We start from the raw sequence: 24391 nt of genomic DNA, 5'->3' as shown, positions 1-24391 counted from the left end.
GTTAACGCTCGGTGGGGTAGTTGGCGCTGGAGACGCTAGGACCAAATGCAGCGTATTGCTCTGTCCAAGCTAACTGCACAAGGTTCGTAGCGATGCCGGGTGGCACTTCAAGCGCGACGGTCAGGTGATGAACACAGTTCTTGAATAGTTGATCGCCGTCGACCAGATGTTCCGCTTGGTGCCGTGTCAGATAGGCGAGGGCGGCTTGCTGCATACTGCTGCGGTAATCATGCGAAATAGTGTGGGTATCGCTCATTCGTCCGCTCCATCCTTGAGTGAGGGTAATAAGTCGAGTTGGGCGGCATTGGACGTCATCGCCTCACGACGTAGCGCGACATCTGCCAAAGGCAACTTCACCGATGGGTTGGCCATCCCGCTCGGGCTCATCTCGTGGGTCATTTCAAACTCGGCGCGAACCGACCATCCGCAAGCCTCGTGAGTACATTGCAGATAAGCAATGCGAAGAAAAACGTGAGTGCCCTCACTGGTGCGTACGCGCATCTTTGACTGGCAATGGGGGCAGACCAATTTGTAAGTGCTCACGGCGGCGTCCTTGCGCTAGGGCTGATGAAATGTTTGCCGGCACAATGCCGACCTTGATTCCCAATAACACCGCAGCCCTATGAGCCTCGCCGCGGCGTCCTTTTTTACGCCCATTCAGCAGATCGCTAACCAAGTTGCTGTTCAGCGCGTTCTGGCGAGAAAACTCCGCGATACTGATACCTTTTCGATCAAGCACTGCTCGGGCTTGCTCGGGTGTGAGGGGGGCGGGCATAGTGTCCATTCGTGGGCATCCGTGTTGATTTGGCGCAATTATGCCCAATAATCTGTGCCTGTAAAGGGTGAAAGTTTGAAAAGTTGTGCATCTGAAAATGACATGGACGTCGGCGTGGGCGAACGCTTGCGCGAAGAAAGGACGCGGCTTGGGCTGAATCAGGAGGCTTTCGCGCAACTGGGCGGGGTCACCCGCAATACCCAGGGAAGTTATGAAAAAGGCGAGCGAAACCCTGATTCTGTCTACCTCACAGCGGTGCTCAAGGCCGGTGTCGATGTGCCGTATGTCTTGACTGGAAGGCGGACGCAACGTGCGCTTGAGGGCTTGAACGAGGCCGAAGAAGCGCTGCTACACCGGTTCAGAACGTTGTCCGATTATGACCAAAAAGCTGTGCATCGCATCATCAGCGCGATGGCTGGCGCCCCCGGTGCTCCGAGCGTCGAGAAATAACTAGTCGTATTTAAGCGATTCGTTACGATCATTTTCGATTTTGATTTCCCACACGCCTAAGTAACGTTGCGCACGCAATGCACTTAATGGAGTAGTTGGCATGTTGGATCAGGATGAGAAAAAGAACACTGGCGTCGAAAAAAGCGACCGCGAAAATTCTGAGCTGACACAAGATGAGTGGAATCTTCTTACATGGTACAGGGAGGTATCTGACACAGATCGGGGTTATATAAGGCATGTTGCGAGGACGCTTGCGTGCGCTCCATGATCATCAATGATCACAGGGCCTGAGAAAGAATTTTATCTATAAAACTGACGAGTTTGTTGTGGTTGAAGCTGGCAAGGTAGAGGATCTCAGCTAGACAGAGACTCTCTACCTGCGGCTATGCGGCATCCTGGTGCCTTTCAAAATCACCGTGCTTTTCCAAGACGGACATCGCTATAGAGGCCGTTTTGGTAGTCACACGAAAAAACCGCGCACCGCGCGGCTTTCAAGATGGCGGGCCCACACGGACTTGAACTGTGGACCAAAGGATTATGAGCCCGACCTCAAGCTCCCTGTCTACTGGATTAGCACAATAAAATAAGGGGCTGTGGCGTCCGTCTGTGTATATATGCAGACTAATAGCCTGCCTAAATTGGACGGAGTTTGGACGGAAAAAAGCGGGATGACCCATGCTGTCCAGGACAACTGTCTACCCTCGCTTCGCCGCACTTATTCCTGTGGCTCCCCCTTCCATGCGCGGTCAGTCCTTCCAAGCTCACGGAGGAATACCTGCTTGGGCTCGTAGTGTTCAGCACGTTCAGGGGGTGGGATGCGGTATCTTTTGCATAGCGACTCGATTAGCTCCAGTGCTTTCAGTGCAAGCTTGGATAATGACTCCTGACGGTACAGATAATATTCAAAATAATCGGGAGGCGACGCGAAGTTGCGCATGTCCGACAGGCCCCCCCGGACCGCGTCCATTCGACTCGGCATAGACATAACGTCATACATCAGCGTCGTCGGGAACGCTCGGTAGTCGCCATCCTGAGGCAGGGAAAAATCTGGATTTACTACTGCATCCTGGATCCGGCCGGTTTCGTCGGTATAAGTTTGGTCGTTAACAGCCGAATAGGCGTCGCCAACCAGCTTTTCAAGTGCTAACACGACCCGCATGCCCAAGTGTTGAGCTTCCAGTTCTCTTTTCCGCCGGGTCACCAGGTGCTCTTTCGCCCAGCCGAGCAAAAAAACCATGAGCTGTCCGCTGATCGCGATGGCACCGCCCAGCGCAACTTTGCTTATATCCGATGTCAAGAAGGCTTCCATGGCCCCTCCGGTTGATGAATTAAGCCGCCTTTCAGCGATTCAAGCGTTCAGCCTTTCGATTACGATAGCCGCAACTGGGTGGGCCGGTGATGATTTTGGAAACGGTACGAACCGGTTCGGCTCCATAACCCTAGGCTTTGGTCGGATTGGCTCTGAGCTTTTTCGGCAAGCCCCGCCGTGTTAGCCAGCGAAGAGCGACCCCAAAAAAAGCTCTGCGGTTGACCTTTTTATCTCCATGGGACGCTAAAAATGGCGGTTCTCGATGAGAGCCGTTCATATCAGTTGCTTCCCAGTCGCGAGAGTTGGGCTTCAGAACCTTTCATGTTATTGCACTGAATGAAACCTACCTCACCCAGACAAGGCACATGGTTGGCTTGGGCGATGTGCGGTTTACAAACAAATTTTCTTTGCATAAAAAATCGATGCATAGCCCGCTGGCGGGAGGGGGAAAAGTGCTTTCCTCGGGAGTTTTTCCTTGGGCGCCGAGTTTCGGCCGAGTAGGCGCGGTCAGCACAACGCAATGCGTCTGGCTTGGTTGACGAGTGGACAGGTTGGCAGGTTGACATTGTTGGCGGGAAGGGCGTAGCCTTTACGTATTGGCTCCCTATGAGCTACGCGAGGAGACCTTACGATGAACACAGCAACGGTTGAGAGAGCCAAAGGCAGGGTCGAGTCCTCTGACGAGGCTAGAGCTTTGCTTTTGGAGAAATTCATAGCTCGGATGGATAAAAAGTCCAAATCCGAGCTTATCCAAGCTGCGAGGCTTGAGGACGATGACAGAGCTTTGGCTCTGGTAATTGCGAAAACCAGCAAGGCTAAAGCGACGGACAAGGCGTTAAGCCTTAAAGCCCGTAACGAAATAGCAATCGCTCAGCTTAAAGCTAATGCGTTCGAAGCAGTTAAGTCGACGTATGATTTGCTTGATGCTGGCGACGTGTGCCAAATACTTGGAATTTCGAAACAGGCCCTTAGCAAGAAGGCTAAAGCAGGGCAGGTGATTGCTTATACCAACAACAGGCGGAAATACTTTCCTGACTTTCAGTTCGAGAATAACAAGGTGGGGGGGGGCACGGTCACCCTCATAAAAGAGCTAGCTATTGATCCGGCGGATGAAGCCAAGATAAATGTTTTGATTGGTTTTTTAGCTAAGTCGATGGATTTTTCGAACCCGGGCGAAAGTAAAAATGTCCAGCCACGTTATAAATTTTTAGATAATGAAGCAGCATTGAAAATCATCGTCCGGGACTTCAAAAATCGGTTGGAGATGGGGAAATAGAACTGGACTTCCTTGGGGGAAGTCCAGCCTTTTCACTCTACCGACACCTTGAGTTCCACAAGGAACTCAACTGCCGTTTTACCGCTATCAAGCTCGACCTCTAGCAGAGGTTTAGAGCTTTCAGCTATCAGTTGCGTTTCTCTCCCGCCGAAAAGGGCGAGATTGCATCCTTCCATCGAAGCAGCAGCCGGGAACACAGTTGAGATATAAAGGAGTCCGTCGAAGTTTCCTTTATCCCTCATAATCGCAGCGCTCAACGTTTGGGGTAACAGATACCCTTCACTACCTTGGCCTTTAGCCTCGACGAGATGTCTTAGCTTATGACCCCCAAAAGCCGCAGCACGTGCTACATCGATCACCCTCAGCGGTCGAGCCGCTTTGAGCTGATGTAACGATCTCTCCTGGATCTCTGTAAGCAAGACCGGAGAGTCTGGACCGTCGGCCCCGTGTTGAAACGTTTCGGCAATAGCAACCTCACTACTGCCCGCCACGTAACAAACCCCAATTTCTTTATGCAAATCCCCGAATCTACTAATCGAGTTTTCGTTGTAGTAAAGAGGGTTCTTATGCCGGGTAGGCTGAATGCGGCTAAGCTGTGTATCCGTTGCAATTTCTACAATTACTTCCGGATGCTCCGCAATTACAGACTGAATAGCTTCAACATCTGAGTTTTTGTTTTTTTCCCCGCTCACCGTATTTTACACTCCTATGAAAATTTAAGAACTTGCTCATGGTTTTCTTCCCATTTGCGATTCAATTGACCATCGTCAATGCGATGGCGCCATGTTGCAGGCACAATGCCTGCATATTTATTACAACTGACTTCTGGGCAAAAAACCACTTCTTTTTACAATTTTTTCTTATCGTGGAATAAGGATTCAGATGGGGGGACGGTTGAGTAGTTGTATCAAAAGGAAAATAGCGGTTGGCTGCTATTTATAAGCATTTGTTTATGAAAAGCCAGTTGAGTGGCCTTTAGCGGCAGACTTAAGGGCGCGTTTACTTAAAGGTCTTGTTGTCTGCGAACTGGTTCTTCCGCGCATTGGTCACGTGAGCTCGTCAAGCGGAAGGATAAGTAGCGGCCCCTGATTTCTAACATTCCCTACATCCCTACCAACCCGAAACCACTCAAAGTCCTCAGTCGGTCGACACGCGGTCTTCGCGATCTCTTCAGCCCTGGCCGCGTCCAGCTCCGGATCGAGCCATTCCCGCGCCATTGAAGGCGCAAGTACCAGCGGACGCCGATCATGGATATCAACCATCCCCTGATCGCTGGCTGCCGTGACGATGACGTACCCGTCCTGGTCGTTCGGCTCCAGTCCGGGCGTCACCTGGGCCAGCGCGCCGAAGAACATAGGAGCCTGGCTTTTCAGACGGATGAAGTAGGGCTGCTTCTTCTTCTTCGGATCGGCCGGATCCTTGACCCATTCAAACCAACCATTGGCTGGCGCGATAGCTCGCCCATTCGGCCAAAGCTGCTTGAAGAACTTCCCGGTGGTGACCGTCTCCACCCGGGCGTTGATCGGGTCGGGCCTTTTGCCCTTCGCCCAGAACGGCGACCATCCCCATCGCACCTTATCAACGCTCAATCCGCCTTCCGCTGGCCGGATGACCTCGACGCGAGTCGTAGGCGCTACGTTGTACCGATCGATAGCCCAAAGGTCGTACCCGTTAATGACCAGTTGCTGCGGGGCCAGCTCCCGCAGGTAGTGGTCCATCGGCTCGTAAATCGAATAGCGTCCGCACATGCTGTCACCCGTCGAAATTTCCTACACAGCAATTGACCATTTGTACAACGCTGAGTTTACTGTATGCACATACAGTAACTTACGTTGAGTTTGCGTCATGAGTGTCACGATCCTTGGCCCGCTGTTGGAAGGGGGCGAAAAGCTCCCGCTGTATTCGTTCCAGATTCCTGCAGGTTTTCCTTCGCCGACAGCCGACCACATCGAAAAACACATCTCCCTGGATGAGCTGTTCGAGATCCGTGCCCCGCACGTCTACTTAGCCAAGATCGAGGGCGAGAGCATGCAAGGCGCCGGGATATTTTGCGGCGACCTGGTCGTCGTCAATCGGAGCCTGACTGCTGAGCACGGCGACATCGTTATCGCTGGGCTCAACTCCGAACCCATCTGCAAGCGCCTGCACATGCGTGACAACACAATCATCCTGCTTTCGGCAAACAGCAAGTACCCGCCGCGCTACGTGATGGAGGGCGACGAGCTGATTATCTGGGGTGTGGTGACCTATAGCGTGCGCGACCATGGCAAACCGTGAACAAGTCTTTGCGCTGATCGACTGCAACAGCTTCTACGCCAGTTGTGAGCGCGTCTTCCGGCCGGACCTGGCGAAGACTCCCATCGTCGTGTTGAGCAACAACGATGGCTGCGTCATTGCGCGCAGCTACGACGCCAAGCCTTTCGTGAAAATGGGTGCGCCGTACTTCCAGATAAAGGATGTACTGCGTCGCAACGGCGTCCAGGTCTTCAGCAGCAATTACGCGCTTTACGGCGACATGAGCGAACGCGTGATGACGATCATTGAATCCATGGTGCCCGCCGTTGAGGTGTACAGCATCGACGAGGCCTTTGCCGACCTCACGGGTATTCGCGGGGACCTGACCGCGTTTGGCCGCACCATCCGCGCAGCGGTCCACAAGTGCACCGGCATTCCGGTGGGCGTCGGCATCGCTCCCACAAAGACCCTGGCCAAGCTCGCCAACCACACCGCCAAACGCCTTCAGGCCCACACCGGTGGCGTCGTGGATATCTGCGATCAGGTCAAGCGTGACTGGGTGCTGCGTAATACTGACGTGAGCGAAGTGTGGGGCGTAGGCCGTCGGATGAAGGTCCACCTTGGAGGCCTGGGCATCAAGACGGCGATGGACCTGGCGAAAGCCGATCCATGGATGCTCCGGCAGAAATTTAGCGTGGTGATCGAGAAGACCGCCCGCGAGCTGGCCGGCACTTCGTGCCTGGAGCTTTCCGAGGCCGATCCGCCGAAGCAGGAGATCTGCAGTAGCCGCATGTTCGGCAAGCGCCTGACGACTATAGAGCCGATCAAGGAGGCGGTGGCTACCTACGTCCACCGGGCGGCGGAAAAGCTGCGAGCGCAGAACTCGTTGTGCAAAAAGATCCGCGTCAGCATACGCACCGGTATGTTCAACCCAGAAGAGGCGAAATACGCGAACGGGGCTCTGGTTGAGCTGCCTTACCCCACCAACGATGTGCGGTTGTTGACGAAGGCGGCGATCGAGGCGGTGGATCGTCTGTTCAGGCCGGGTTTCAAATACAGCAAAGCTGAGATCCTGCTGATGGATCTGCGCCAGCCTGGTGAATTTACGGACGACTTGTTCGGCCAGTCCCAACCGTTGACAGCTGAAAGAGTGATGGGGGTTTTGGATGAGATCAATCAGCGCTGGGGGCGTGGGACGTTGCGGACTGGTAGCGTGCCGTCCAGTCCAGATTGGGGAATGAGACGGGAAATGATGAGTCAGAGTTTTACCACTAGGCTCGACCAGCTCTGGACCGTCAAATCTAACTAGAAAACGCCCTTGAAATATATAGTGAAACTGAATGAGTTCTGATCCATTCTAGGCTCGACGGTTCACATAAGGGAATGAAAATGAGCAAGTTGCCAAAGGGCGGTGTAACTGAGTCTGAACGCGTACTTACGCAATTTTGTCAGAAGTCATTTTTGAAACTGTGGACGTACACAAATCCTTATAAAGATGATGGGAAAGAGTTCTGCGATTCAATAGCGGTGTTTGGAGATCATGTTTTTATTTTTTTTGATAGGCGTAGCGAGCTACCCGTCGCGAACGATAAAGATCCGCTTGTACTATGGAGACGGTGGAAAAAAATGTCATTGATAAACAGATTGCAACCGCGCACGGCGCTGAACGCTATTTGAAATCCGGAAGAATGCTATATCTGGATGGAAAAAAGACCTTGCCGTTTCCGCTGCCGATAAATGTTAAAACGGCTATTTTCCATAAAATTATCGTGGCTCACGGTGCAAAAGAAGCTTGCCTCGATGCCTCTCCCAATAATATATATGGCAGTCTTGCAGTGGCTTATACGAACCTAGACAATGCTGCTGTTCAAGAAGCTGAGCATCCATTTTTTTTAGTGCTGGACAGAAGTGATCCTGTACATGTCTTGGATAGTCATAACTTATCTATAGTTTTAGGTGAGCTAGACACCGTTACTGACCTAGGCAACTACTTAGTTAAGAAGCTGGACGCAATATCACGCTTCCAGCTACTAAGCTATTGCGGCGAAGAAGACCTGCTTGCGAACTATTATCAAAACATCGACGTGACAACTAACGAGCACTTCATTGGAACTTTAGATGGCAAAATAAATGCGGTAATGATTGATCAGGGCGATTGGAAAAATTTTGTAGGATCTCAAACGTACCGGAATACAAAGCAGGCTAATCAAGTTTCTTATGTTTGGGATGAATTGATACAAAGGACCTGTCAGCACTCTCTCGACGGCACAGGTGGCGGCAATGCTGATTTGTTTCGCGGGCCGAGCGCGATTTTTGAAATGGTGAAAGAACCAAGATTCATGCGTAGAGTGATAGCAGAGAAAATCTTTAAGGCTATCGACGAATTTCCTTGCACTGATAAGGCAACCCGCAAAGTCAATCTGCTTCCCTCCTATACAACTACTACAGCTTTTTTGTTTTTACAGTTGCAACTTACAAAGCAAATGGAGCTAAATTCCGACGTGCGAGAGATACGGCGGACGGTTTTGGAAATTGCCTGTGGTTCAGCAAAAAATAAATTTCCCAACTACACAAAAATTGTTGGTATCGGTATGGAGCCCCCAAAGCACTCTAGAACGGTAGCGGAGGACTTCATCTTGATGCCTTGCGAAACGTGGACTTCGGCGATGCGCGAACATTATGAGGACTTAAATAAAGGATTAAATTTTTTGGCTCCCCCGCACTTACCAAAACCGAGTTTACTATCAATGAGTTTGTACCTGTTTCGAGCGCCGCTGTAGAAAAAAATGGAAGAAATGCCCCCTGTCCCTGTGGGTCCCAGAAAAAGTACAAGAAATGCTGCGGTTGATAGGAGTCGCAACCAATTCTCGCGTACGGCGATGCGCTGCTGCATGGCCGTGCTTTGCCGAGAGCCCATCAGCCGTAGAGCTGGACCGTGAAGAACCGTAAGATTAAAGCGATAGCTGCCATGCAACAGTTGAATGATGCCGTTGTAGCTACGCAGCGGACCAGGCAACGCGGAACGAAGTATTCCGGGCGGCAATATCACAAAATACCGGAAGCGAAGCGGATCGAGCCTAGCGTGATTGCAAAGTGATGCTAGTCTCTGCTCCAGGGCTTGAATTTCCAGGTGAAAATAGCCAGGGAGCGGGCTGACAGATCAATACAACATAACAAAATTAAGGTTGCATTCATGGAATTTGACATGGAGCTAACAGATTTTCTGAGGGAATCAGATATAAGCACCGATGAATGGCAGAGGTCAGGAGCAGATTGGGTACAATTGAAATCGATCGCAAGTGATTTCATTAACCAGCGACCTGCTCTAACTAGCGCGGCTGAGCAAATTTCATCTAGAGTCCGAACATTTAAAGGTGTGCATTCTGTCCGCTGGCGGATTAAGGATGTGAATCATCTACTAAAGAAAATTGTTAGAAAAAAACTGGATGTTCCAGTCAAGGATAAGTGGGCAACGATAAGTGTTGATAACTATCTTGATGTCATAACAGATCTTATTGGGGTTCGAGCGCTTCATCTGTTTAAAGATGAATGTGTAGGGATTGATGCCTCGATACGCGAGATCTGGGAGTTGTGTGAGGGTGTTGTAATATATGTTAGGAAGGGAGATGATCCCAATAGCATTATCGTGCAGCAGGGTGGTGAGTCAAAAGTTCATGAGGCCGGCTATAGATCAATTCATTATATTGTTGAAAGCAAACCTGAGAGGAAGCTTTTAAAAGCTGAGATACAGGTGCGGACAATCTTTCAGGAGGGCTGGAGCGAAATAGACCATAGGGTGAAATATCCTGATCATTCGAAGAATGAGCAAATAAAGGTCTTTCTGGATCTGTTCAACGTGCTTGCGGGTAGTGCTGATGATATGGGCTCGTTTGTGAAGAGCCTAACTCACTTCCTGAAGAAAACTGAGGACGAGAAAAACACAGCGATCTTGGAACGCGAGAAAGCGATAAGTGAGCGAGATGTGCTGATGGGTGACATAGCTGATCGCTTGGATGAGCTAGATGCCCTTAAAAAACAAGATGATAAAACTCAAGCTATAATGAAGGAGTTGAAGAAGGACTTGAACAGACTAAAGGCAAGCCAGTATTTGTTGAGTGGTATAGACGCGTTAAGTATATTTAACCCGACTTTGGCAATGAGTGCGCGCGACGTTCAGGCGGCGCAGCAAGCGATGGAAGCATTTAACGCGGTTGGTTCTTTGGCTGAAAATGAAAAGCTAAAAGAAATGCTTGAGATGAAGGCGGATTTTGTAATTCCATCACTAAACCCCCCAAAGCCTAAAAAATAAAAGTTACTTGTGAACTCATCTGGCCGATAGTAGTAGGTGGTGTGGTAATAATGCCTGGATACGGTCGCGTTGAGATTAGGCTCGAGTGGCGGACTTGATTTGGAAGGGCTGAAGCTAAAGCCCTCAGGGGCGACCCAGAGTTCGCCTGCTTTAGCAGGCGCAGTGGCATTAGCCATCATGATGGGCTTTCGATTTAGTTAACGTCTTTCTCTTCTGTTTAACCCCCGCCCAACCCACTCCGCGACCTGCGTAACAACGGCGTTTCCGGCACTGAAAGCCTCCGCAAGGTTGGCCGCATCCAGTCCGAGGCAAAACCCATCATCTTCAGCCGCTCGCTGCCGCTCAGCCATCTGATCCCATCCGTTCGGGTGAGCGACGAAAGTGGTACAGCCCATAGCGATCTGGGAACCGGCTTTGTTTGCCAATAGAGTATTGGCAGCCCAGGCATCCGCGGGCCGAGGCCACTGGATCGAGCGAGACGCTGGAGGTATTGCGTCCACTGACGCGGCGTCAGCCAGGAACTCGAAGGGGGGCATTCGTCGATAACCGGCGACCAGGAATATTCGACGACGTTGCTGGGGGACTCCGAAATATTGAGCATTAAGCACTCGCCAAAATCCCACATACCCGCACTCCGCAAGGGCCCGGACGACTGTCTCAAAGTCTTGGCTATCGTTGACAGCGAGCAGGTTAACGACGTTCTCAAGGACCACCCAGCCAGGTTGTATTTCTTTGAGGATACGTATGACTTCCCAGAACAGACCGCTGCGCTCGCCCCGTAATCCTCGGGAGGCGTGGTTGCCTTCTCGGTTTCCTGCAAGGCTGATGTCCTGGCAGGGGAAACCGGCGGTGAGCACGTCGACGGGGGATAGGTTGTGGGCGCCGCACTGGCGCACGTCTTCAAATTGCTGTGCATGGGGAAATCGGTCGGCAAGCACAGCCCGGTTGATGGGGTTGAGTTCAACTTGCCAGGCGCTGCGGTAGCCCGCGTTTTCAAATCCGACATCAAAGCCTCCTATGCCTGCGAACAGGCTTCCAATAGTGGGTCGCTGCATTCATGAACTCGGTGTTCTGGATGCTCGCGGCACGCTGGGGGAGGCTCTGGGCCTTCGAAGAGACGTTGCCCTCTGGGACAACGGTTCGATAAAAAATGCTGGCTTACGGATTCAGATGCGCTTTTTGGCCGCGTCGTATACTTCGCTGTCACGCCGAGCGCCGACAGCAACGATTAAGACCACAACGGCTTTCCCATCAACACGATAGACAATACGGGTATCGCCAGTACGAATTCGGCGGCAGCCTGCCAGGCTGCCGCTTAAGGGCTTGCCACTTTTGTCTGGTTCACCGTTCGCGATCCGCTGTTCGATGACATCAAGAATCCTGTTTGCCGCTGCGGATCCTAGCTGATCGAAATCGCCTTCGGTATCCGGGTGATAAGTGACTCCCCAAACCATCGAAAATCCTTAGTCTTTCTTGGCGTATCTGGCACGCATATCCGCGTGAGAAATGGCCGTCTGTGGATCGAAATTAGCCAGTCGGTCACGCGCATTCGCCTCAATCCGCAGGTCTTCTAGCTCATCAAGCATTTCTTGATAGGCCTCTACGTTGAGGATGACAGCCGCCGGTTCATTGTCTTTGAACACAACCAAGCGGTCAGTAGCCCGGCTCGATACTTCTTTGAGCTTCGCGCTAAAGCCCCTGACCATCGCGGTAACCGATACGGCTTGTTCAGCTCGTTCAAGCAACGCTGCCATGATTTTTCTCCGAACAAAATATCACAATAAAATGGATCACGTACTAGGATGTGTTTAATAGTGTGTGTTACGTACGTACTTACGTATGCAAAGTATTGCGCAATACGCAGCGCTATACAACCGCCGGTTGTTGCAATTCTGTACCGCTGGTACATATTTTCGGTTCTGTTTTCCCCTCGCATCTGGGACGAGGGGGCGAGCCGATGATGTGGTTAAGCGTCCGGCAACGCGGACATTTGATTTGTAGTTCCTGGAAGCCGCTGGCGGAGGCCAGCTTGCGGCAGCAAAGGCCGCAACGTATGTCCTGCATGTCATCGTCCTTGAGATGTTCGTAATCGTTTTTCCGTGTCCGGGTCATGGCGTCTCTGTTTGCATTCGTCGCCACTCCCTGTCAATCGCTCGCTTGGCCGATTTCTCCGTGGCGTACAACCACCGCAGTCGCTTAGACCTGCTCTGATCTCCGGCCGACACTGTCTTTTCCTTCCCGGACCTCCTGTCGCGGTAGTGAGCAATCACTCCGGTAAAGTCGCCTTTATTCTCTTCAGCCAGATCCTCAACCCTGTCCTCGGGCAGCTTGCTTTCCAGCACCAGGTCGACCGTGTAACCGTTGTCTGCATTGAGGCTGTGCAGCACGTTGCCGCCGTACCAGATGATCGCGTCGATCTCTGGCTTCACACCCTGCAACGTGTAGGTCAATTCGGGAATCAGGTCTGGACGCCCCCGGGCGAGGGTGTAGCTGAGCGTCGCGCTACCACGCTGTAACCGATTGAATTCAGCACGAGCGGCGCGCAGGCCTGAGTGGCGGTCGCTGTAGGTGTGGCGCAGGTCTTTGAGATAGTCGCCACCGCCAGCAATGGCCTCTTGTTTCTTCGCGCTGTTCACGTCGTAGAAATATGCTCGCACCCCGTCATAGCTGTCGCGATCGGCTTCCAGGTAGCGATGTTGGTCGCCGTCGGCGCGGGTGAGGGTGATGTGCGGCAGGGCGGCGCCGCTGGCGGTCTTGCCGCCGCCAGCCGGTAGGCACAGTAAGCAACCGGCCTTGACGGTGACCACTGCGTCGAATTCTTCCCCGATACGACTGATCAGGTTGGCGTCAGATTCGTTGGCCTGGTCCAACTGCAGGATGGGCAACCCGGCCAAGGTGTCGGCAATGGTAGCGGTCAGGCCGTTGCCCAATGCGATATCTCCGAGCACGGCGCCGAGCGTGGTGTTGCTCCAACTGCGCTCGCGCTTGGTTTTGAAACCCTTGCGCAAGTCTGCGGAGCGAGCGCGAATGCTCAGTATGTCCGGCGCGCCGCTGTGTTCGATTTCGTCGACCGTGTAGCTGCCCTTGTCTGCCAGGCCGGTATCACTCCAGCCCAGCCACAGGCGGATGACCGCGCCCTTCGGTGGAATAGTCAGCTGCCCATCATGGTCGCTCAGTGTGATGCTGAGTTGATCGGCCTCGATGCCGCGATTGTCGGTCAGGTCCAGGTTCATCAGGCGCGGGCTGATCAACTGGGCGATGTCCTTGCCATCAACAGTGATGCGATATGCTCGGCGACAGCGTAAGCGGCATCGCGGCGATAGCCTTCGACCAAGCCTTCGAGGTAGCCGGTGACCTTGGACAGCGCCGCGTCGATCACAGCAGCGCCCTCATGATGCTGACGCCCACGCGGGTGGCTGCGCCGAGCAGGTCGATGCGGTCGTCATCGATGCGCTTGAGGCTGAGCGTGAATTCGATGCGTCGTGGCGTGCCGTCCCGGAAGAACAGGGTTTGGGTTTCGTTCAGGCTCTCGATTATCCACAGGCCATAGATCCGACCACTGCCTTCAACCATCGGCCAGGCCTTGCCGGTGTTTGCCATCAAGCGCAGGGCGTCGAGGCTCAGGGTGCTGCCGGCCAACTCCGGCAGGATGATGCCGGGTAGGGTGATGGTGTCGTCGCCGCGCCCGACAAACTGCCGGGCCGGCGCCGCGCCGACGCGAGAATTGCTGGCGTGGCGCCATTCGGTTTGACGTTGCAGCGCCTGATAGGCCGCGGTGGAAAGGCTGAAGACGAACATGCCTAAGGCAAGCATCATGGTCGGTTACTCCAAGTCCGCAAGGCGGCTGCGACGTCGAGCGGCTTGCTCGTGTTGATGCCGTGTCAGCTCGGCACGCACAGTGCGGGCGACCGCATTGGCGTCCATGCCGGGCGTTGTGTGAATGTGAATGGCGTAGGTGTCGTGGCTGTCGATGTGCTGGGCGGGCCGAGGGCTGATCGGTGCGCGATGATCAATCGTCATGGCGTCAACGGACCCCAAGCGTCCGCCGGCCTCGATGAGCCGTTGGCTTAAAACCGTCATGGCACGCACGGGATCGTCGGTGCGCCGTGTTAGGCCCTGGACGAGACCGTCCATGGTGAAGCCGCCCAGCTCGGCAAACACCCGCGAGGGGCTGTGGATGCCAAGGGTCTCCTTGAAGGCATCAATCGTGCGTGTGCCAAGCCGATCGACCACTTCCTTGAGCTTGCCCAAACCGGCGGTCAACCCGTTAACCAGGCCATCAATCATCAGCCCGCCAAAAGCGGTAAAGCGATTGGGTAGATCAACGCCCAGATACCTCAGCACTGCGGCGAAAGCTTGGTAGATCAGCCCAACCGGACTGAAGTCTGCGAGCACTCTCAAAATGCCGCCCAGCCCGCCATCAAAACCGCTTCGGATCTCGTCCCAAGCGCCAAGCAAGTAGGCCGTCACCGCGTCCCAGTGCTGATACAGCATGTAAGCCGCGCCGGCGATGGCAGTAATGGTCAAGCCAATGGGGTTGAGCATCAGAGCCCGTCCGACCACCCACAATCCTTTGGCAAGAAAGGGCAGCACGGTACGGCCCAGGGTTGTCAGCAGGCCAATCAACCCAGGCAAGCGAAAGCCCAGCAGAACCAAGAAATAACGTAGCGCAGCGAAAGGCAGCAGCACGCTTGCCAGGGCCAACATCAAACCACCCGCCGCGACAGCCAGCGCCGCCATGATAGCGACGGCTTTCACCAGCCCGGCCGCGAGCTTTGGATTCTCCTGGGTCCAGCTTTTAATGCTTCGAACAAGCGTCGTCACGGACTGCACCAATTCCCTCAATGGGCCGTTCTGCTGGTCTTGCAGTTCGATGCCCAGGTCTTGCCAGGCACTGCTGAGGGTAACTAGGTCACCCTTGAGATTGTCCGCCATGACCTTGGCCGTACGAGCGGCTTCGCCTCGGCTTTGGCGCAGGCTGGCGATGAGTGTTTGCAGTTGCCCGGTGCCGGCTTGTTCGACCAGTTGGGCCATACCCTTTACCGCCTCTTCGCCCGCGATGGCTTTGAACAGGCCACCTTTTTCGGCAGTGCCCAGGGCGCGGGTTTTGTCGTGGATCTCCTTCAGCAAGTCGGGCAGCGGGCGCAGATTTCCAGCGGTGTCGGCTGTGGTGATGTTCAGCTGGTTCAAAGCCTTCTCTGCACCTTGGGCGGCGCGGCCAAGCGGTTCATGATCGAGCTGAGCGCCGTGCCGCCCATGCTGCCTTGCAAACCCGCATCGCCGAGTTTGCCGGCCATCGCCGCTGCCACTTCCAGTTCCACGCCGTAGGTCTTCGCCATGGGCGCGGCGTATTTCATGGTGTCACCCAGCATCTGCAAAGTGGTATTGGAGCGGGTGAACGTGCCCACCAATACGTCGCCCAAACGATCCATTTCATCGGCGGTTAGCCCCAGCCCGGAAAGGATGTTTGAAGCGATGTCGGCGGTTTGGGCCAGTTCAGTGCCACCGGCTGCCGCGAGATTAAGCATGCCCGGCATCGCGGTCTGGATGGCGTGGGGCTCAAAACCTGCCATGCCAAGGTAGCCCTGTGCATTAGCGGCCTGGCCCGCTGTGAATTGGGTGGCGCCGCCCAGCTGACGCGCCTGGGCGCGCAAGGCTTTGAGTGCGTCGGCCTGCTCGTCGAGTCGAGTGATGGCCTGCACCTGGCTCATGCTGGCGTCGAAGTCGATGCCCGGCGACAGCAACCGTGCCCCTGCATACAAAACCGAACCACCGCCCGCCGTCGCGACAGCCCCCTTGGCGGCCAGCTCGCCAGCGGTGCGTCGAGAGCTGTCCATCGAGCTCTGCGCAGCGTTGAAGCGTCGGCGTTGTTCCGTCAACGCGGCGAGTTGTTTTTGTTGGGCGCTGAGGCTGGCGGTAGTGCTGCCGATCTGGCGCCGTAAATGACGTTCATCGCGGGCCAGGTGTTGGGTGCTGATGCCGGCGGCGGACATTCGGCTTCGCAGTGTCTGGAGCTGTTCGTTTTGTTTTTGATGCTGTTGCTTGAGCGCCTGAGCGGCCCGGACAGCCTTCTGAAAATGCTGGGTCATGGCACGGGTCGGCGCCCCGGTGGCCGCGAACTGCTGGCTAAGTGTTTTGACCTTATCCCGCGCTGCATTGAGCGCCCGTTCGGTGCGCAATGCGGCTTCGCGTTGAGCACGCCAGGCACTGACATCGTGCTGCTGCGCGTTGAACGCCTTAAGTCGGTCGCGGGTTTCTTTCAAGGCGCGAGCGGTGGCGGTGCTGCTTTTGTCGATGGCCTTCAGCGGGCCGCTGGCTTTGTCGATGGCATCGAGCAGCACACGCAGTTTCAAGTCATTCGCCATCGGTGTTACTCCGCACACGGGCGCGCTCGCGCCATTCCATCAGCTCTTGCAGATCCAGCGTGTCCATGTCAGCCGGCGCCCAGTGAAAAACTACAGCCAGGTCGGCCATGGCGTCTTCTACGCAACGAGGCAGGCATCGGGTTTCGCCGCTTTCTGCAATAAAAAACCGGCGATCTTGGCGCCGCAGGTGAACAAGTCGGCCGGGTCCAGGTTGGCGGCTTCCGGGGCGGTGATACTGGGCTGGCTGATGCGCGGCAGGATCTTGAACAGGGTGGCGACGTCCATATTCAACAGGTCCACCAGTTGCACACCGCGCAGTTCACCGGACTGTGGTTTTCGTAAAGTGATGCTCTCAATTATGGTTTTGCCGCGGATGATTGGGGTATCCAGGTGCACGGTGTTGTCGTCCTGGGGCGCCAGGGTTTCGAGGTTGTCGTGTGTGTTCATTACGGGCTCCAGATAGCGGGATAGGTCAGATGCCGATGGCTTTGCGCTGCTTGTCCAGCAGGTCCACGCCACCGACGATTTCGATGAAATTGAGCAGGTCGATTTCGATGATGTCTTCGTTGTCGACAATCAATCGGTAGTAGGTGCAGGTGGTGGTGATGCTGTGTTCGGTGTCTTCACCGGGCTGGGCTTCGCCCATCTCGATGGTCTCGTGACGTCCGCGCATCACCACCTCGACCGCGCTGATGACTTCGGTGTCGTCCTGCTGAAAGGCGCCGGAAAAACGCAACGCGATGCCCGAGGCGTTGACTGCGCCGAACTGCCTGAGAACGATCAGGTCCAGCCCACCGGTTTTCCAAACCAACTGGATACCGTCGTCGGAGAAACCGAGGTCGGCCTTGACCGGGCCGTTCATGCCGCCGCCGCGATAGCCTTCCATCTTGCGGCCGAGCGGCGGCAGGGTGACGGACTTGACCACGCCCAGGTAGCTGTTGGCGTCGTTGAACAGGTTGAGATTTTTGAGTTTGCGAGGCATGGCCATGTCGGGTTCTCCGGTGCGCAGGGGCGGGGTCAGCTATTGATCTTGCTGGCGAAGTCGATCAGGTAGCGGTCGGTGATGCGCTGCCGCAATGTGAGGTCTTCCAGCGGTGGCACGGGCGTGTAGTCGTAGTCCAGGAACAGCTTGCCGGCCTTGAGGGTGTCCTTATCGTTGGCATCGTCCGGATACCAGCATTTGCCGCCGATCAAATAGCCCGCGCCGATCATCTCGCGGAACTTGGCGTTGATCCCTTCGATGAGGTCGCGCACCAGGGATGCATGCAGCGGTTTGTCCACCGCCCACATATGCGCTTCGGCCATCGTGTCGGCGAGGATCTGCGCGGTACGGGTGTAATTCTCAAAAGCGAATAGGGGGTCCGAGCTGGTGGTGCGACTGCCCCAGAAGCGAAAGCCACCCTCGTTGATGAGCGTGGTGACCTCGTGGCTGTTTAGGTAGTTGGCGTCGGTGGCCGGGTTCTGCAGGTCCCAGAACACGTCGGCGCTGATGCCGGTGACGCCATTGACCGGAACGTTGGACAGGGTTTTGTGCCAGCCCACTTCCTGATCGATCTTGGCGCGCAGACCCAAGGCGCGGGCCACCGCCGAGGCGGTCACGGTGGCGTTGGTGAGGGTGTTCCAATTCTGGAATTCGGGCCAGATGACGATCATTTCACGGGTACCGAAATTGGCCCGGTAAGCGACCACGTCTTCCTTGGTTTTGCAGCCCCAAGCGCTGACGTAGGCGAAGCCGCGCAACTGCTGAGCGATGGATACCAGGGCGGTGGCCACCGGCAAGCTGTCGAGGCCTGGCACACCCAGGATGCGCGGCACCATGCCGACGCGGGCTTTGGCGGCGAGCAGGGCTTTCATGCCGGTGTATTTACCTTCGGCGGTGGTGGTACCGATCAGGGCGCTGATGGTCTCTTCTTCGGTGGCGCCTTCCTTCACGCGCACGACAATGGTGTAGGGCCGGGTCTGGTCGGCGATGGCCTGTAGGCTGGACGACAGGGTGCCCGTGGCACCGGCTTTGCCGATGGCGGTTTGAACGTTGGTGAGCAGGACCGGGGTGTCGAAGGGGAAAGCGGCCGCATCGGCGTCGTCGGCCGTGCAGACCATGCCTATGACAGCGGTAGGAATGGAGCGAATGGGGCGGGTGCCGTCGTTGAGTTCGATGACCCGCACGCCATGCAGATAGTCGGTCATGGGGTGCCTGTGCAGTGTTTGAAATGACACTGCACAGGCTGCCGCGCTTGTACCGATCGGGCGAGCCGACGGCCTTGTAGGTAGGGGGGCTACAAGCGTCGGTTAGCCCGTTCGGTCACGGCCCCGTTGCTAACGCGGGTCGGCGATATCCTGCGCCCGATTCGCCAGCAGTTCGCTGACCTCAATCACCTGCTGAATCCCCAGAGCAATATGCTTAGGCGAGAACCCTCAAGATCGAAGGCCAGGTCGCTGATCATGGCGTTGGCAGAGGCTAGGTTTTCGCTGAGGTTGGCGAGCAGGCTTTCGGTGTCGACGCTCTCTACGACTGTAAAGAGCTGACCCGGGGACGGCTTTTTCTTAGGTTTGGCCCGTTTCGGCTTCAAATAATAATTGAGCGCCCGCTCATCGGCTTCGTGGTGTTGTTCTGGATCGAGGCTTGAGCCCGAAGAGGTAGGGTCCGAGTCCGGGGGATTGGGAGTGACCTTGAACATAATTAATACTCTAAGAGGTAGTGGAGCCGCCTTGTTTCGCTGCTAAACGAAAAAGGGTGGCGGCTGTACGCGGGTTAGCAGACCGGACCTCTTAAACCGGCAGACCCGAAGGTCTCCCACGCACAACCGCCATTACATAACGAGCAGGCACGAAAGCCTGCTGGCAAATGTGCAGCATTGTGCGTCAAAAGGTTTTGGGCTGCTAAACCCGATCACTGCTAAGCAGTGACAAGAACTAAGCTACCGCCGCGTACCCTGGCGCACAAGCGGGCGGATTCTGGCTTAGTTGTAGGCAAAGGCGCAAGGCGATGTAGCCTGAGGGCAAGCGTTCGGTGTTACTGGGTATTTGTCTGTAGGCTTTCAGCGTCGGTTTACCAACTGTGGCATTTGGGGCCAGTCAATTGAGTCAGGAAAGCTCGCCTGTGATTCGAGGCGGTTGAGTTCAACGCAGTAGCGCATCCATTCCTCCAGCGAGGCTCTCTCTGCGTCAGTTGCGCTGCCCAATTTCTCGGCATATTCCAGGGGTGCGATACGCAATTGAGCGTCTTGTAACAAACCGTCTCGGCGGATCAGTGCCTGTTCGCTTTTGACGGCCGATTGGGCGGCCTCGTCCAATACCCAAGTGCCGTTTAGCCAGAGATGATGTGCACCTGGCCAAGGCTGGGTCGTTAAGTCTTCAGGTAATTCACCCGGTTCATCCCATTGCATCGATTCGCCGGTATCGATGCGGTAAACGGTGCCGCGCTTATCGACCACTTGCAGAGGAGAACCTTTAGTTAAAACCCAACAATAACCCGCCTGCGCGGCAGGCAACTCTTCAGGCAGGAGAACGGTATCCCCCGGCACGTGTGGGCCGAATCCCGGAATAGACAGGAATGTCATGGGGCCGGATAAGGCCCCGGTCTTATCAAATTTGTATATGAACATAGGGACCTTAAATTACTTTCAAACGGCCGGGGTAGGCGATGTTTCGAGGACGTGTTTCTGCGTCACCTGAATAGTCTATGAAAGGTGGCGAACTCTCTTTTGAAGGAGTGGTATAGAGACTTGCGCTCCCAGCATTAAAATGCTCGGGAATCAACGGAAGTAAAGATCCAGTGCCCCTTCCAAATGAGACGGGATGGGTGTGTTTTCCGAATTCGTCTGATTCCCAAGAGCCCGCCATGCGTCCTGCGACCTTCAAGGGGTACATTCCGGTCTGTTCTGCCGGAGTATCAACCGTGACGATGTCTCCTTTTACTGAAAGGATCGTGGTTCCAAAAAACCAGTCTTCTCCGGTGATTCGCATACCTACAGCCAACAGATGCGAGCGTCGATAAATATTGATGACAGTGCTACCAGCGGTCGTTTCTCCCCGAAACATCGTTTGGTCAACCAAGCGCGACTCATCGAGTATCCTCAGAAACTCCCCCCGTACATCCGGCACTCGGAACGTCGAGACCTTATCGCCGGAAGTCCAACAACCTTCGAAATGAGTTCGGGGGTAGTCATCACGAAGCATGCCGGATTGCCGGGCGTGATCCCACAGCCAGGGCCATTCGCCCCGTTTGAGTAACTGGCCGCTCAACGGCCCATAACCACCGGGGTTGAATAGCGTTGTGGTCTCGAACATGGGGCGTCCCAAAGGTGTGCTGTCGAAACGACCGATCGGCCACCAGCCACCAGCTCCATCACTGCGCAAGTGCCACCAATCACCAGCCCCCATCAATACCAAAAAGGGGTAACCACTAGGATTAAGGTGAGTGTGAAAGTTCAAGCGGTCCTGCCCGGACGCGCTTACCACCAATCGATGAACGCTGTTATCCGTACGCCTCACGATGACGTCACGGGTTCCCAATGCTGGATCAGCGCGAGGAAGATGGACCGTAACAGGCATTGCCTGCGCATCTACCAGCACCACACCCAACTCAGAACTCTTAAGTGCTCTTGAAACTCTCAGATGTGTAAACACATTGATGTTGCGAAGTGACTGGTCTACGTATTGGCGGGTAGCCAGGACCACCGAAGGATCGATCTTGAGCTGAATATTGGTTGTACCGTGGGTGATGATGTGCATCCGCACCACTTGGTTACGGCCTGTGCCCTGTGTCAACAAGGGCTTATAGCTGGGGGGCGCATTTCCAACGGCGCAAAACACACCGTCTTTGTCTTCTAGCGCCAGTTCACGCACCCACCAACCGCCCACGTCAGGGGGCAACACTAATTCAGCGATGAGAACGTTTGGGTCAGTCGGTGAGACACGCAACTGATTAAGCTGGGCGCGATACACCTGATTGATTAACTTCGTTTGTGTGGGGCTCGGTACCGGGTCGGTGCCGTTGGCGTCACCGATCAGCATGTACTTGGGTTCCCAAGGTATGCCGAGGGCATCGCAGTTGGTTTTCTTGGCGGCGCCAAGCGCGGTCAACATGCCGCCGAAGATTGTTTTTTCATCCACCATGGGGAAACACATCCAGTTCGTCGAGGGTGTAGAGGCTCATGCCGGTATATCCATTGATGCTCACGTTGATGTCGGGGTTGCTCCAGGGGTACACGTCGATTTCATCGCCGTCGTAAATCGCTAATCCGGCGAAGGCGTCGAGTGCGGTCTCCAGAATAATGTCGAGCCCGATCAGGTGTCGGGTCAGCGGTTTTGCGTCGTCGATGAGCCACACAAGCTCTCGGTACATCGCTTCGGTGATTCCGGTATCCAGGACACCGACCTTCAGAGCGAAGGTGGCCCGAGGGCCTTCAGGTTCGGTCTGCCACCACTCCACGACGTCCACCAGATACCCCAGCGGTTCTACAACGCGGCGCAGTGACCCGAGGGTGCCCTTGCGCGAGTGGATGTAGTACGCGCTGCGGATGGCAGCGCGCTTGGCGGCTTCGGTCCATTGGCTGTCCCAACGGTCCACGGAAAAAGCCCAGGCCAGATAGGGCAGCACGGGCAGGGGGCATAGGTCGGGGTTGTACAAGGTGCGCAGCGGGATCGGCACACGCTGGATCTGTGCAAGGGCTTGCGCCGCTTGGCGTTCCAGCGGTGTCGAGTTGCTCGGAAGTAGTGGAGTGTCGGCCATCATTCAATGGCCATCGCCAGTTCGACGCCTGTGCAATACGGGGCCTGGTATTTCGTCGCGACAATATCAACCCAATCTTCCAGTACGACCTTGCGAATGCCCTCGACATGCAGTGAGGCGTGAATGATCGACTCCGAGACTTCCAGCCCCAGTCGGCGGCGCTGATGCACGAACCGCAGTAGCCGGGCGTTGGCCGCCGCCAGGCTCAGTTCGCTTTCAGGGCCGGAGGTCGAAGAGAACAGCTTGGCCTTGACCTGATAGTTGATGATCTGGGCGCTTTGCACCGTCAGCCGATCCCCGACAGGGCGGCGGTCGTCGTCGCTCAGGTAGGCCTTGACGGTTGCAAGGAGCGCGGGTGAAGCGGTGCCGTCGCCCTGGTTAGATTGCACTGTGATGACCGCTTCGGCTGGCAACGGACTCTCGGCAGTGGCGTCGGCCACCTGGCCGTCGGCAGAGCGGGCATGAAAGATGTAGCTGTTACGCGGGCCGGCAGTGCTGAGGCCTTCCCAGGCCATTTGAGCCCGCTCCCGCAGGCTGTCGTCGCTTTCCATCAGCAACGGGACCGGCGGCATGGCCGAGGGCTTGGCGGGCTTGATGACCAGGCGCTTGACGTTGAAGTTGCCGGCCAGGTTCTCCAGGTCGCTGCCCTTGGCGAGGGCAAGCATGTTGGCGACGGAAGCCTCATTGACGCGCTGGCGCCACACCACCTCTCGGTAGGCGTTCTCCTGGAGTAGCTTGGTCAGGGGCTCAGACTCCAGCTCAAGCCGTGCAGCGATCTCGGTTTGTTCCTCGACCGGCCAGAGGCTAATGGCGTAGGCCTTGCGCTCGGCGAGGATCTGCTCGTAATCGACCTGCTCCACGACCTCGGGCGCGGGAAGTTGCCCCAGATCAATCGCGACGAATGAGTTCATGCGCTACCCCCCAAGTGAAGAGACACGCTCAGGCTCAGCGGCTCGTTGCTATCGACGATGCTGCCCTCGATGTCCAACGAGGATTGGCCTTGCAGCGTGGCGCCCTGGAACTGCACACGGCTCAGGCTGATACGCGGCTCCCAGCGCATCAGCGCCATGACGGTGGCCGCGTACACCTGCAAGCGGGTGATGTCGTTGAATGGGTGGTCAACCAGCTCGGGCAATAGGCTGCCGTATTCGCGCCGCATGACTCGGGTGCCAATGCGCGTGCTGAGGATGTCGCTCATGGATTGGGCGATGCTTTCGACGGTGGTGAGGGAGGCGCCGGTGTGTCGATTCATTCCGGTTTCCCTGTCTTGCCGCTGCCCGGCATGACGCCGCCGTGCGGGTGGTTCACCAGGCTGATGCCGGCCGCCACTACATCTACCGAGACGGTGACCGTACCGGTGACGTTCTGGTTGCCGGTTTGGGTGTAGTTGCCCTTGTGGGTGATGTTGCCGACGAGGTTGATGCCGCCTGGGCTGATCAGGGTTGTGGTGCCGCCATCGGTGAGGGTGGCGTTGAGGTGGTGGGTGATGCAGTCGTACTCAATCACCGTGCCGTCGCGGTAGTTGATGCGGTGCAGGCCTTCACGGTCGCCGTTGGCGGGGATGTGGTCGCTGAACAGGCCGGTCAGGACGACGCCGTTGGCGAGTTGGCCGGAGGGGCTGAAGAGTAGGACCTGTTCGTTGACGGTCGGAGGGTTCCACTCCCGGTCGGCGCCGGCTCGTAGGGCGATCCAGGGTAGCCAGGCGGTGGTGAGGGTTCCGGTTTTTACTCGTACGCGTGGGGGCTTCATCTGGACGGCGGCGATGGTGCCGTAGCGGATGAGGTTTTCGATTAGGCGGGTGAGGGTGGCTAAGTCGTTCATGGCAATATTTTGATGGCTACCCGCGTACGACGCCTTTAGTAAGGCTTGTACGGATGCGACCTACAAAGGTCTCTGTAATAGGTCGCTCTTAGAACATACAAGCAGATAGACTATGAT

At 55.7% G+C, this 24391-nt stretch carries 27 protein-coding genes and 4 pseudogenes; 7 read left to right on the top strand and 24 right to left on the bottom strand.

Annotated features, from left to right (window positions below; translation table 11 throughout):
- Position 1: 1 nt before the first annotated feature.
- From AB4N42_RS22455 to AB4N42_RS22445, 3 genes and pseudogenes are all read right to left on the bottom strand, one after another.
- A complete protein-coding gene (locus AB4N42_RS22455) occupies positions 2 to 256 on the bottom strand; it encodes a hypothetical protein (protein WP_460115398.1) in 255 nt (84 codons plus the stop codon).
- A complete protein-coding gene (locus tag AB4N42_RS22450; RefSeq protein WP_460115397.1) occupies positions 253 to 543 on the bottom strand; it encodes an Ogr/Delta-like zinc finger protein in 291 nt (96 codons plus the stop codon). The genes AB4N42_RS22455 and AB4N42_RS22450 overlap by 4 nt, the downstream gene beginning before the upstream one ends.
- Positions 544 to 583: 40 nt before the next feature.
- Positions 584 to 775 (bottom strand): annotated as a pseudogene (locus AB4N42_RS22445) (DNA-binding protein); the annotation flags it as partial.
- Between the two features lie 102 nt (positions 776 to 877).
- Here AB4N42_RS22445 and AB4N42_RS22440 point away from each other — a divergent pair.
- Complete coding sequence (locus tag AB4N42_RS22440) at positions 878 to 1225, top strand: helix-turn-helix domain-containing protein (RefSeq protein WP_460115396.1); 348 nt, start codon at positions 878 to 880, stop codon at positions 1223 to 1225.
- Positions 1226 to 1940: 715 nt separating this feature from the next.
- Here the strand turns inward: AB4N42_RS22440 and AB4N42_RS22435 are convergent.
- Entirely contained in the window at positions 1941 to 2534 is a 594-nt protein-coding gene (locus tag AB4N42_RS22435; protein WP_460115395.1) for a hypothetical protein, read from the bottom strand.
- Positions 2535 to 3165: 631 nt separating this feature from the next.
- On the opposite strand from AB4N42_RS22435, the gene AB4N42_RS22430 reads away from it, so the two are divergent.
- Positions 3166 to 3810 carry a hypothetical protein gene (locus AB4N42_RS22430; protein WP_460115394.1) on the top strand — a complete coding sequence of 215 codons (645 nt, stop codon included), beginning with the start codon at positions 3166 to 3168 and terminating at the stop codon, positions 3808 to 3810.
- Between the two features lie 32 nt (positions 3811 to 3842).
- On the opposite strand, the gene AB4N42_RS22425 is transcribed toward AB4N42_RS22430, so the two are convergent.
- Positions 3843 to 4502, bottom strand: coding sequence for an RES family NAD+ phosphorylase (locus tag AB4N42_RS22425; RefSeq protein WP_460115393.1), 660 nt, complete (start codon positions 4500 to 4502; stop codon positions 3843 to 3845).
- Between the two features lie 354 nt (positions 4503 to 4856).
- Positions 4857 to 5558 (bottom strand): SOS response-associated peptidase family protein, encoded by a 702-nt coding sequence (locus AB4N42_RS22420; RefSeq protein WP_460115392.1) that lies wholly within the window; start codon positions 5556 to 5558, stop codon positions 4857 to 4859.
- A gap of 97 nt (positions 5559 to 5655) precedes the next feature.
- Here AB4N42_RS22420 and AB4N42_RS22415 point away from each other — a divergent pair, with 97 nt between their 5' ends.
- From AB4N42_RS22415 to AB4N42_RS22395, 5 genes are all read left to right on the top strand, one after another.
- Complete coding sequence (locus tag AB4N42_RS22415; protein ID WP_460115391.1) at positions 5656 to 6087, top strand: LexA family protein; 432 nt, start codon at positions 5656 to 5658, stop codon at positions 6085 to 6087.
- Positions 6074 to 7354, top strand: coding sequence for a Y-family DNA polymerase (locus AB4N42_RS22410; protein WP_460115390.1), 1281 nt, complete (start codon positions 6074 to 6076; stop codon positions 7352 to 7354). Before AB4N42_RS22415 ends, AB4N42_RS22410 begins: the two co-directional genes overlap by 14 nt.
- Positions 7355 to 7652: 298 nt before the next feature.
- Positions 7653 to 8825: a hypothetical protein gene (locus AB4N42_RS22405; protein WP_460115389.1), complete on the top strand. Its 1173-nt coding sequence runs from the start codon at positions 7653 to 7655 to the stop codon at positions 8823 to 8825.
- A complete protein-coding gene (locus AB4N42_RS22400) occupies positions 8789 to 8893 on the top strand; it encodes an SEC-C metal-binding domain-containing protein (protein WP_460116414.1) in 105 nt (34 codons plus the stop codon). Before AB4N42_RS22405 ends, AB4N42_RS22400 begins: the two co-directional genes overlap by 37 nt.
- Before the next feature lie 345 nt (positions 8894 to 9238).
- Positions 9239 to 10354 carry a RelA/SpoT domain-containing protein gene (locus AB4N42_RS22395; RefSeq protein WP_460115388.1) on the top strand — a complete coding sequence of 372 codons (1116 nt, stop codon included), beginning with the start codon at positions 9239 to 9241 and terminating at the stop codon, positions 10352 to 10354.
- A 197-nt stretch (positions 10355 to 10551) separates the two neighbouring features.
- Here AB4N42_RS22395 and AB4N42_RS22390 read toward each other — a convergent pair whose 3' ends face one another.
- From AB4N42_RS22390 to AB4N42_RS22305, 18 genes and pseudogenes are all read right to left on the bottom strand, one after another.
- Complete coding sequence (locus AB4N42_RS22390; protein WP_460115387.1) at positions 10552 to 11409, bottom strand: DNA cytosine methyltransferase; 858 nt, start codon at positions 11407 to 11409, stop codon at positions 10552 to 10554.
- A 111-nt stretch (positions 11410 to 11520) separates the two neighbouring features.
- Entirely contained in the window at positions 11521 to 11808 is a 288-nt protein-coding gene (locus tag AB4N42_RS22385) for a type II toxin-antitoxin system RelE family toxin (RefSeq protein WP_460115386.1), read from the bottom strand.
- Positions 11809 to 11817: 9 nt separating this feature from the next.
- A complete protein-coding gene (locus AB4N42_RS22380) occupies positions 11818 to 12108 on the bottom strand; it encodes a type II toxin-antitoxin system Phd/YefM family antitoxin (protein WP_460115385.1) in 291 nt (96 codons plus the stop codon).
- 112 nt (positions 12109 to 12220) lie between these two features.
- Positions 12221 to 12418: a Com family DNA-binding transcriptional regulator gene (locus tag AB4N42_RS22375; RefSeq protein WP_460116413.1), complete on the bottom strand. Its 198-nt coding sequence runs from the start codon at positions 12416 to 12418 to the stop codon at positions 12221 to 12223.
- A 44-nt stretch (positions 12419 to 12462) separates the two neighbouring features.
- Positions 12463 to 13733, bottom strand: a pseudogene (locus tag AB4N42_RS22370) (phage late control D family protein).
- The gene (locus AB4N42_RS22365; RefSeq protein WP_460115384.1) at positions 13730 to 14170 is read right to left on the bottom strand and encodes a phage tail protein; all 441 of its coding nucleotides are present in this window, start codon (positions 14168 to 14170) and stop codon (positions 13730 to 13732) included. Before AB4N42_RS22365 ends, AB4N42_RS22370 begins: the two are co-directional and overlap by 4 nt.
- A 6-nt stretch (positions 14171 to 14176) precedes the next feature.
- Positions 14177 to 16065, bottom strand: a pseudogene (locus AB4N42_RS22360) (phage tail tape measure protein).
- A 643-nt stretch (positions 16066 to 16708) separates the two neighbouring features.
- Positions 16709 to 16828, bottom strand: coding sequence for a GpE family phage tail protein (locus AB4N42_RS22355; protein WP_460115383.1), 120 nt, complete (start codon positions 16826 to 16828; stop codon positions 16709 to 16711).
- An 8-nt stretch (positions 16829 to 16836) separates the two neighbouring features.
- Positions 16837 to 17166 carry a phage tail assembly protein gene (locus AB4N42_RS22350; protein ID WP_460115382.1) on the bottom strand — a complete coding sequence of 110 codons (330 nt, stop codon included), beginning with the start codon at positions 17164 to 17166 and terminating at the stop codon, positions 16837 to 16839.
- A gap of 25 nt (positions 17167 to 17191) precedes the next feature.
- Positions 17192 to 17707, bottom strand: a complete 516-nt coding sequence (locus AB4N42_RS22345) for a phage major tail tube protein (protein WP_460115381.1) — start codon at positions 17705 to 17707, stop codon at positions 17192 to 17194.
- A gap of 29 nt (positions 17708 to 17736) precedes the next feature.
- The gene (locus tag AB4N42_RS22340; protein ID WP_460115380.1) at positions 17737 to 18906 is read right to left on the bottom strand and encodes a phage tail sheath protein; all 1170 of its coding nucleotides are present in this window, start codon (positions 18904 to 18906) and stop codon (positions 17737 to 17739) included.
- Positions 18907 to 19035: 129 nt separating this feature from the next.
- Positions 19036 to 19397: pseudogene (locus AB4N42_RS22335) on the bottom strand (DUF6124 family protein).
- A gap of 360 nt (positions 19398 to 19757) precedes the next feature.
- Complete coding sequence (locus AB4N42_RS22330; protein WP_460115379.1) at positions 19758 to 20324, bottom strand: tail fiber assembly protein; 567 nt, start codon at positions 20322 to 20324, stop codon at positions 19758 to 19760.
- A gap of 7 nt (positions 20325 to 20331) precedes the next feature.
- Positions 20332 to 21837, bottom strand: coding sequence for a phage tail protein (locus AB4N42_RS22325; protein WP_460115378.1), 1506 nt, complete (start codon positions 21835 to 21837; stop codon positions 20332 to 20334).
- The gene (locus tag AB4N42_RS22320) at positions 21827 to 22453 is read right to left on the bottom strand and encodes a phage tail protein I (RefSeq protein ID WP_460115377.1); all 627 of its coding nucleotides are present in this window, start codon (positions 22451 to 22453) and stop codon (positions 21827 to 21829) included. The genes AB4N42_RS22325 and AB4N42_RS22320 overlap by 11 nt, the downstream gene beginning before the upstream one ends.
- Positions 22453 to 23364, bottom strand: coding sequence for a baseplate J/gp47 family protein (locus AB4N42_RS22315; protein ID WP_460115376.1), 912 nt, complete (start codon positions 23362 to 23364; stop codon positions 22453 to 22455). Before AB4N42_RS22315 ends, AB4N42_RS22320 begins: the two co-directional genes overlap by 1 nt.
- Positions 23361 to 23705, bottom strand: a complete 345-nt coding sequence (locus tag AB4N42_RS22310) for a GPW/gp25 family protein (protein ID WP_460115375.1) — start codon at positions 23703 to 23705, stop codon at positions 23361 to 23363. The genes AB4N42_RS22315 and AB4N42_RS22310 overlap by 4 nt, the downstream gene beginning before the upstream one ends.
- Positions 23702 to 24274, bottom strand: a complete 573-nt coding sequence (locus AB4N42_RS22305) for a phage baseplate assembly protein V (protein WP_460115374.1) — start codon at positions 24272 to 24274, stop codon at positions 23702 to 23704. Before AB4N42_RS22305 ends, AB4N42_RS22310 begins: the two co-directional genes overlap by 4 nt.
- Between the last annotated feature and the right edge of the window lie 117 nt (positions 24275 to 24391).

This window comes from Pseudomonas sp. H2_D02 (genome assembly GCF_054677635.1).
This window is presented reverse-complemented; position numbering and strand designations above follow the sequence as displayed.

Coding starts and splice junctions, on each gene's coding strand:
- AB4N42_RS22455 (WP_460115398.1), bottom strand. CDS start 256: ATGAGCGATACCCACACTATTTCGCATGATTACCGCAGCAGTATGCAG.
- AB4N42_RS22440 (WP_460115396.1), top strand. CDS start 878: ATGGACGTCGGCGTGGGCGAACGCTTGCGCGAAGAAAGGACGCGGCTT.
- AB4N42_RS22435 (WP_460115395.1), bottom strand. CDS start 2,534: ATGGAAGCCTTCTTGACATCGGATATAAGCAAAGTTGCGCTGGGCGGT.
- AB4N42_RS22430 (WP_460115394.1), top strand. CDS start 3,166: ATGAACACAGCAACGGTTGAGAGAGCCAAAGGCAGGGTCGAGTCCTCT.
- AB4N42_RS22420 (WP_460115392.1), bottom strand. CDS start 5,558: ATGTGCGGACGCTATTCGATTTACGAGCCGATGGACCACTACCTGCGG.
- AB4N42_RS22415 (WP_460115391.1), top strand. CDS start 5,656: ATGAGTGTCACGATCCTTGGCCCGCTGTTGGAAGGGGGCGAAAAGCTC.
- AB4N42_RS22410 (WP_460115390.1), top strand. CDS start 6,074: ATGGCAAACCGTGAACAAGTCTTTGCGCTGATCGACTGCAACAGCTTC.
- AB4N42_RS22405 (WP_460115389.1), top strand. CDS start 7,653: ATGGAGACGGTGGAAAAAAATGTCATTGATAAACAGATTGCAACCGCG.
- AB4N42_RS22395 (WP_460115388.1), top strand. CDS start 9,239: ATGGAATTTGACATGGAGCTAACAGATTTTCTGAGGGAATCAGATATA.
- AB4N42_RS22390 (WP_460115387.1), bottom strand. CDS start 11,409: ATGCAGCGACCCACTATTGGAAGCCTGTTCGCAGGCATAGGAGGCTTT.
- AB4N42_RS22385 (WP_460115386.1), bottom strand. CDS start 11,808: ATGGTTTGGGGAGTCACTTATCACCCGGATACCGAAGGCGATTTCGAT.
- AB4N42_RS22380 (WP_460115385.1), bottom strand. CDS start 12,108: ATGGCAGCGTTGCTTGAACGAGCTGAACAAGCCGTATCGGTTACCGCG.
- AB4N42_RS22375 (WP_460116413.1), bottom strand. CDS start 12,418: ATGCAGGACATACGTTGCGGCCTTTGCTGCCGCAAGCTGGCCTCCGCC.
- AB4N42_RS22365 (WP_460115384.1), bottom strand. CDS start 14,170: ATGATGCTTGCCTTAGGCATGTTCGTCTTCAGCCTTTCCACCGCGGCC.
- AB4N42_RS22355 (WP_460115383.1), bottom strand. CDS start 16,828: ATGGCCGACCTGGCTGTAGTTTTTCACTGGGCGCCGGCTGACATGGAC.
- AB4N42_RS22350 (WP_460115382.1), bottom strand. CDS start 17,166: ATGAACACACACGACAACCTCGAAACCCTGGCGCCCCAGGACGACAAC.
- AB4N42_RS22345 (WP_460115381.1), bottom strand. CDS start 17,707: ATGGCCATGCCTCGCAAACTCAAAAATCTCAACCTGTTCAACGACGCC.
- AB4N42_RS22340 (WP_460115380.1), bottom strand. CDS start 18,906: ATGACCGACTATCTGCATGGCGTGCGGGTCATCGAACTCAACGACGGC.
- AB4N42_RS22330 (WP_460115379.1), bottom strand. CDS start 20,324: ATGTTCATATACAAATTTGATAAGACCGGGGCCTTATCCGGCCCCATG.
- AB4N42_RS22325 (WP_460115378.1), bottom strand. CDS start 21,837: ATGGTGGATGAAAAAACAATCTTCGGCGGCATGTTGACCGCGCTTGGC.
- AB4N42_RS22320 (WP_460115377.1), bottom strand. CDS start 22,453: ATGGCCGACACTCCACTACTTCCGAGCAACTCGACACCGCTGGAACGC.
- AB4N42_RS22315 (WP_460115376.1), bottom strand. CDS start 23,364: ATGAACTCATTCGTCGCGATTGATCTGGGGCAACTTCCCGCGCCCGAG.
- AB4N42_RS22310 (WP_460115375.1), bottom strand. CDS start 23,705: ATGAATCGACACACCGGCGCCTCCCTCACCACCGTCGAAAGCATCGCC.
- AB4N42_RS22305 (WP_460115374.1), bottom strand. CDS start 24,274: ATGAACGACTTAGCCACCCTCACCCGCCTAATCGAAAACCTCATCCGC.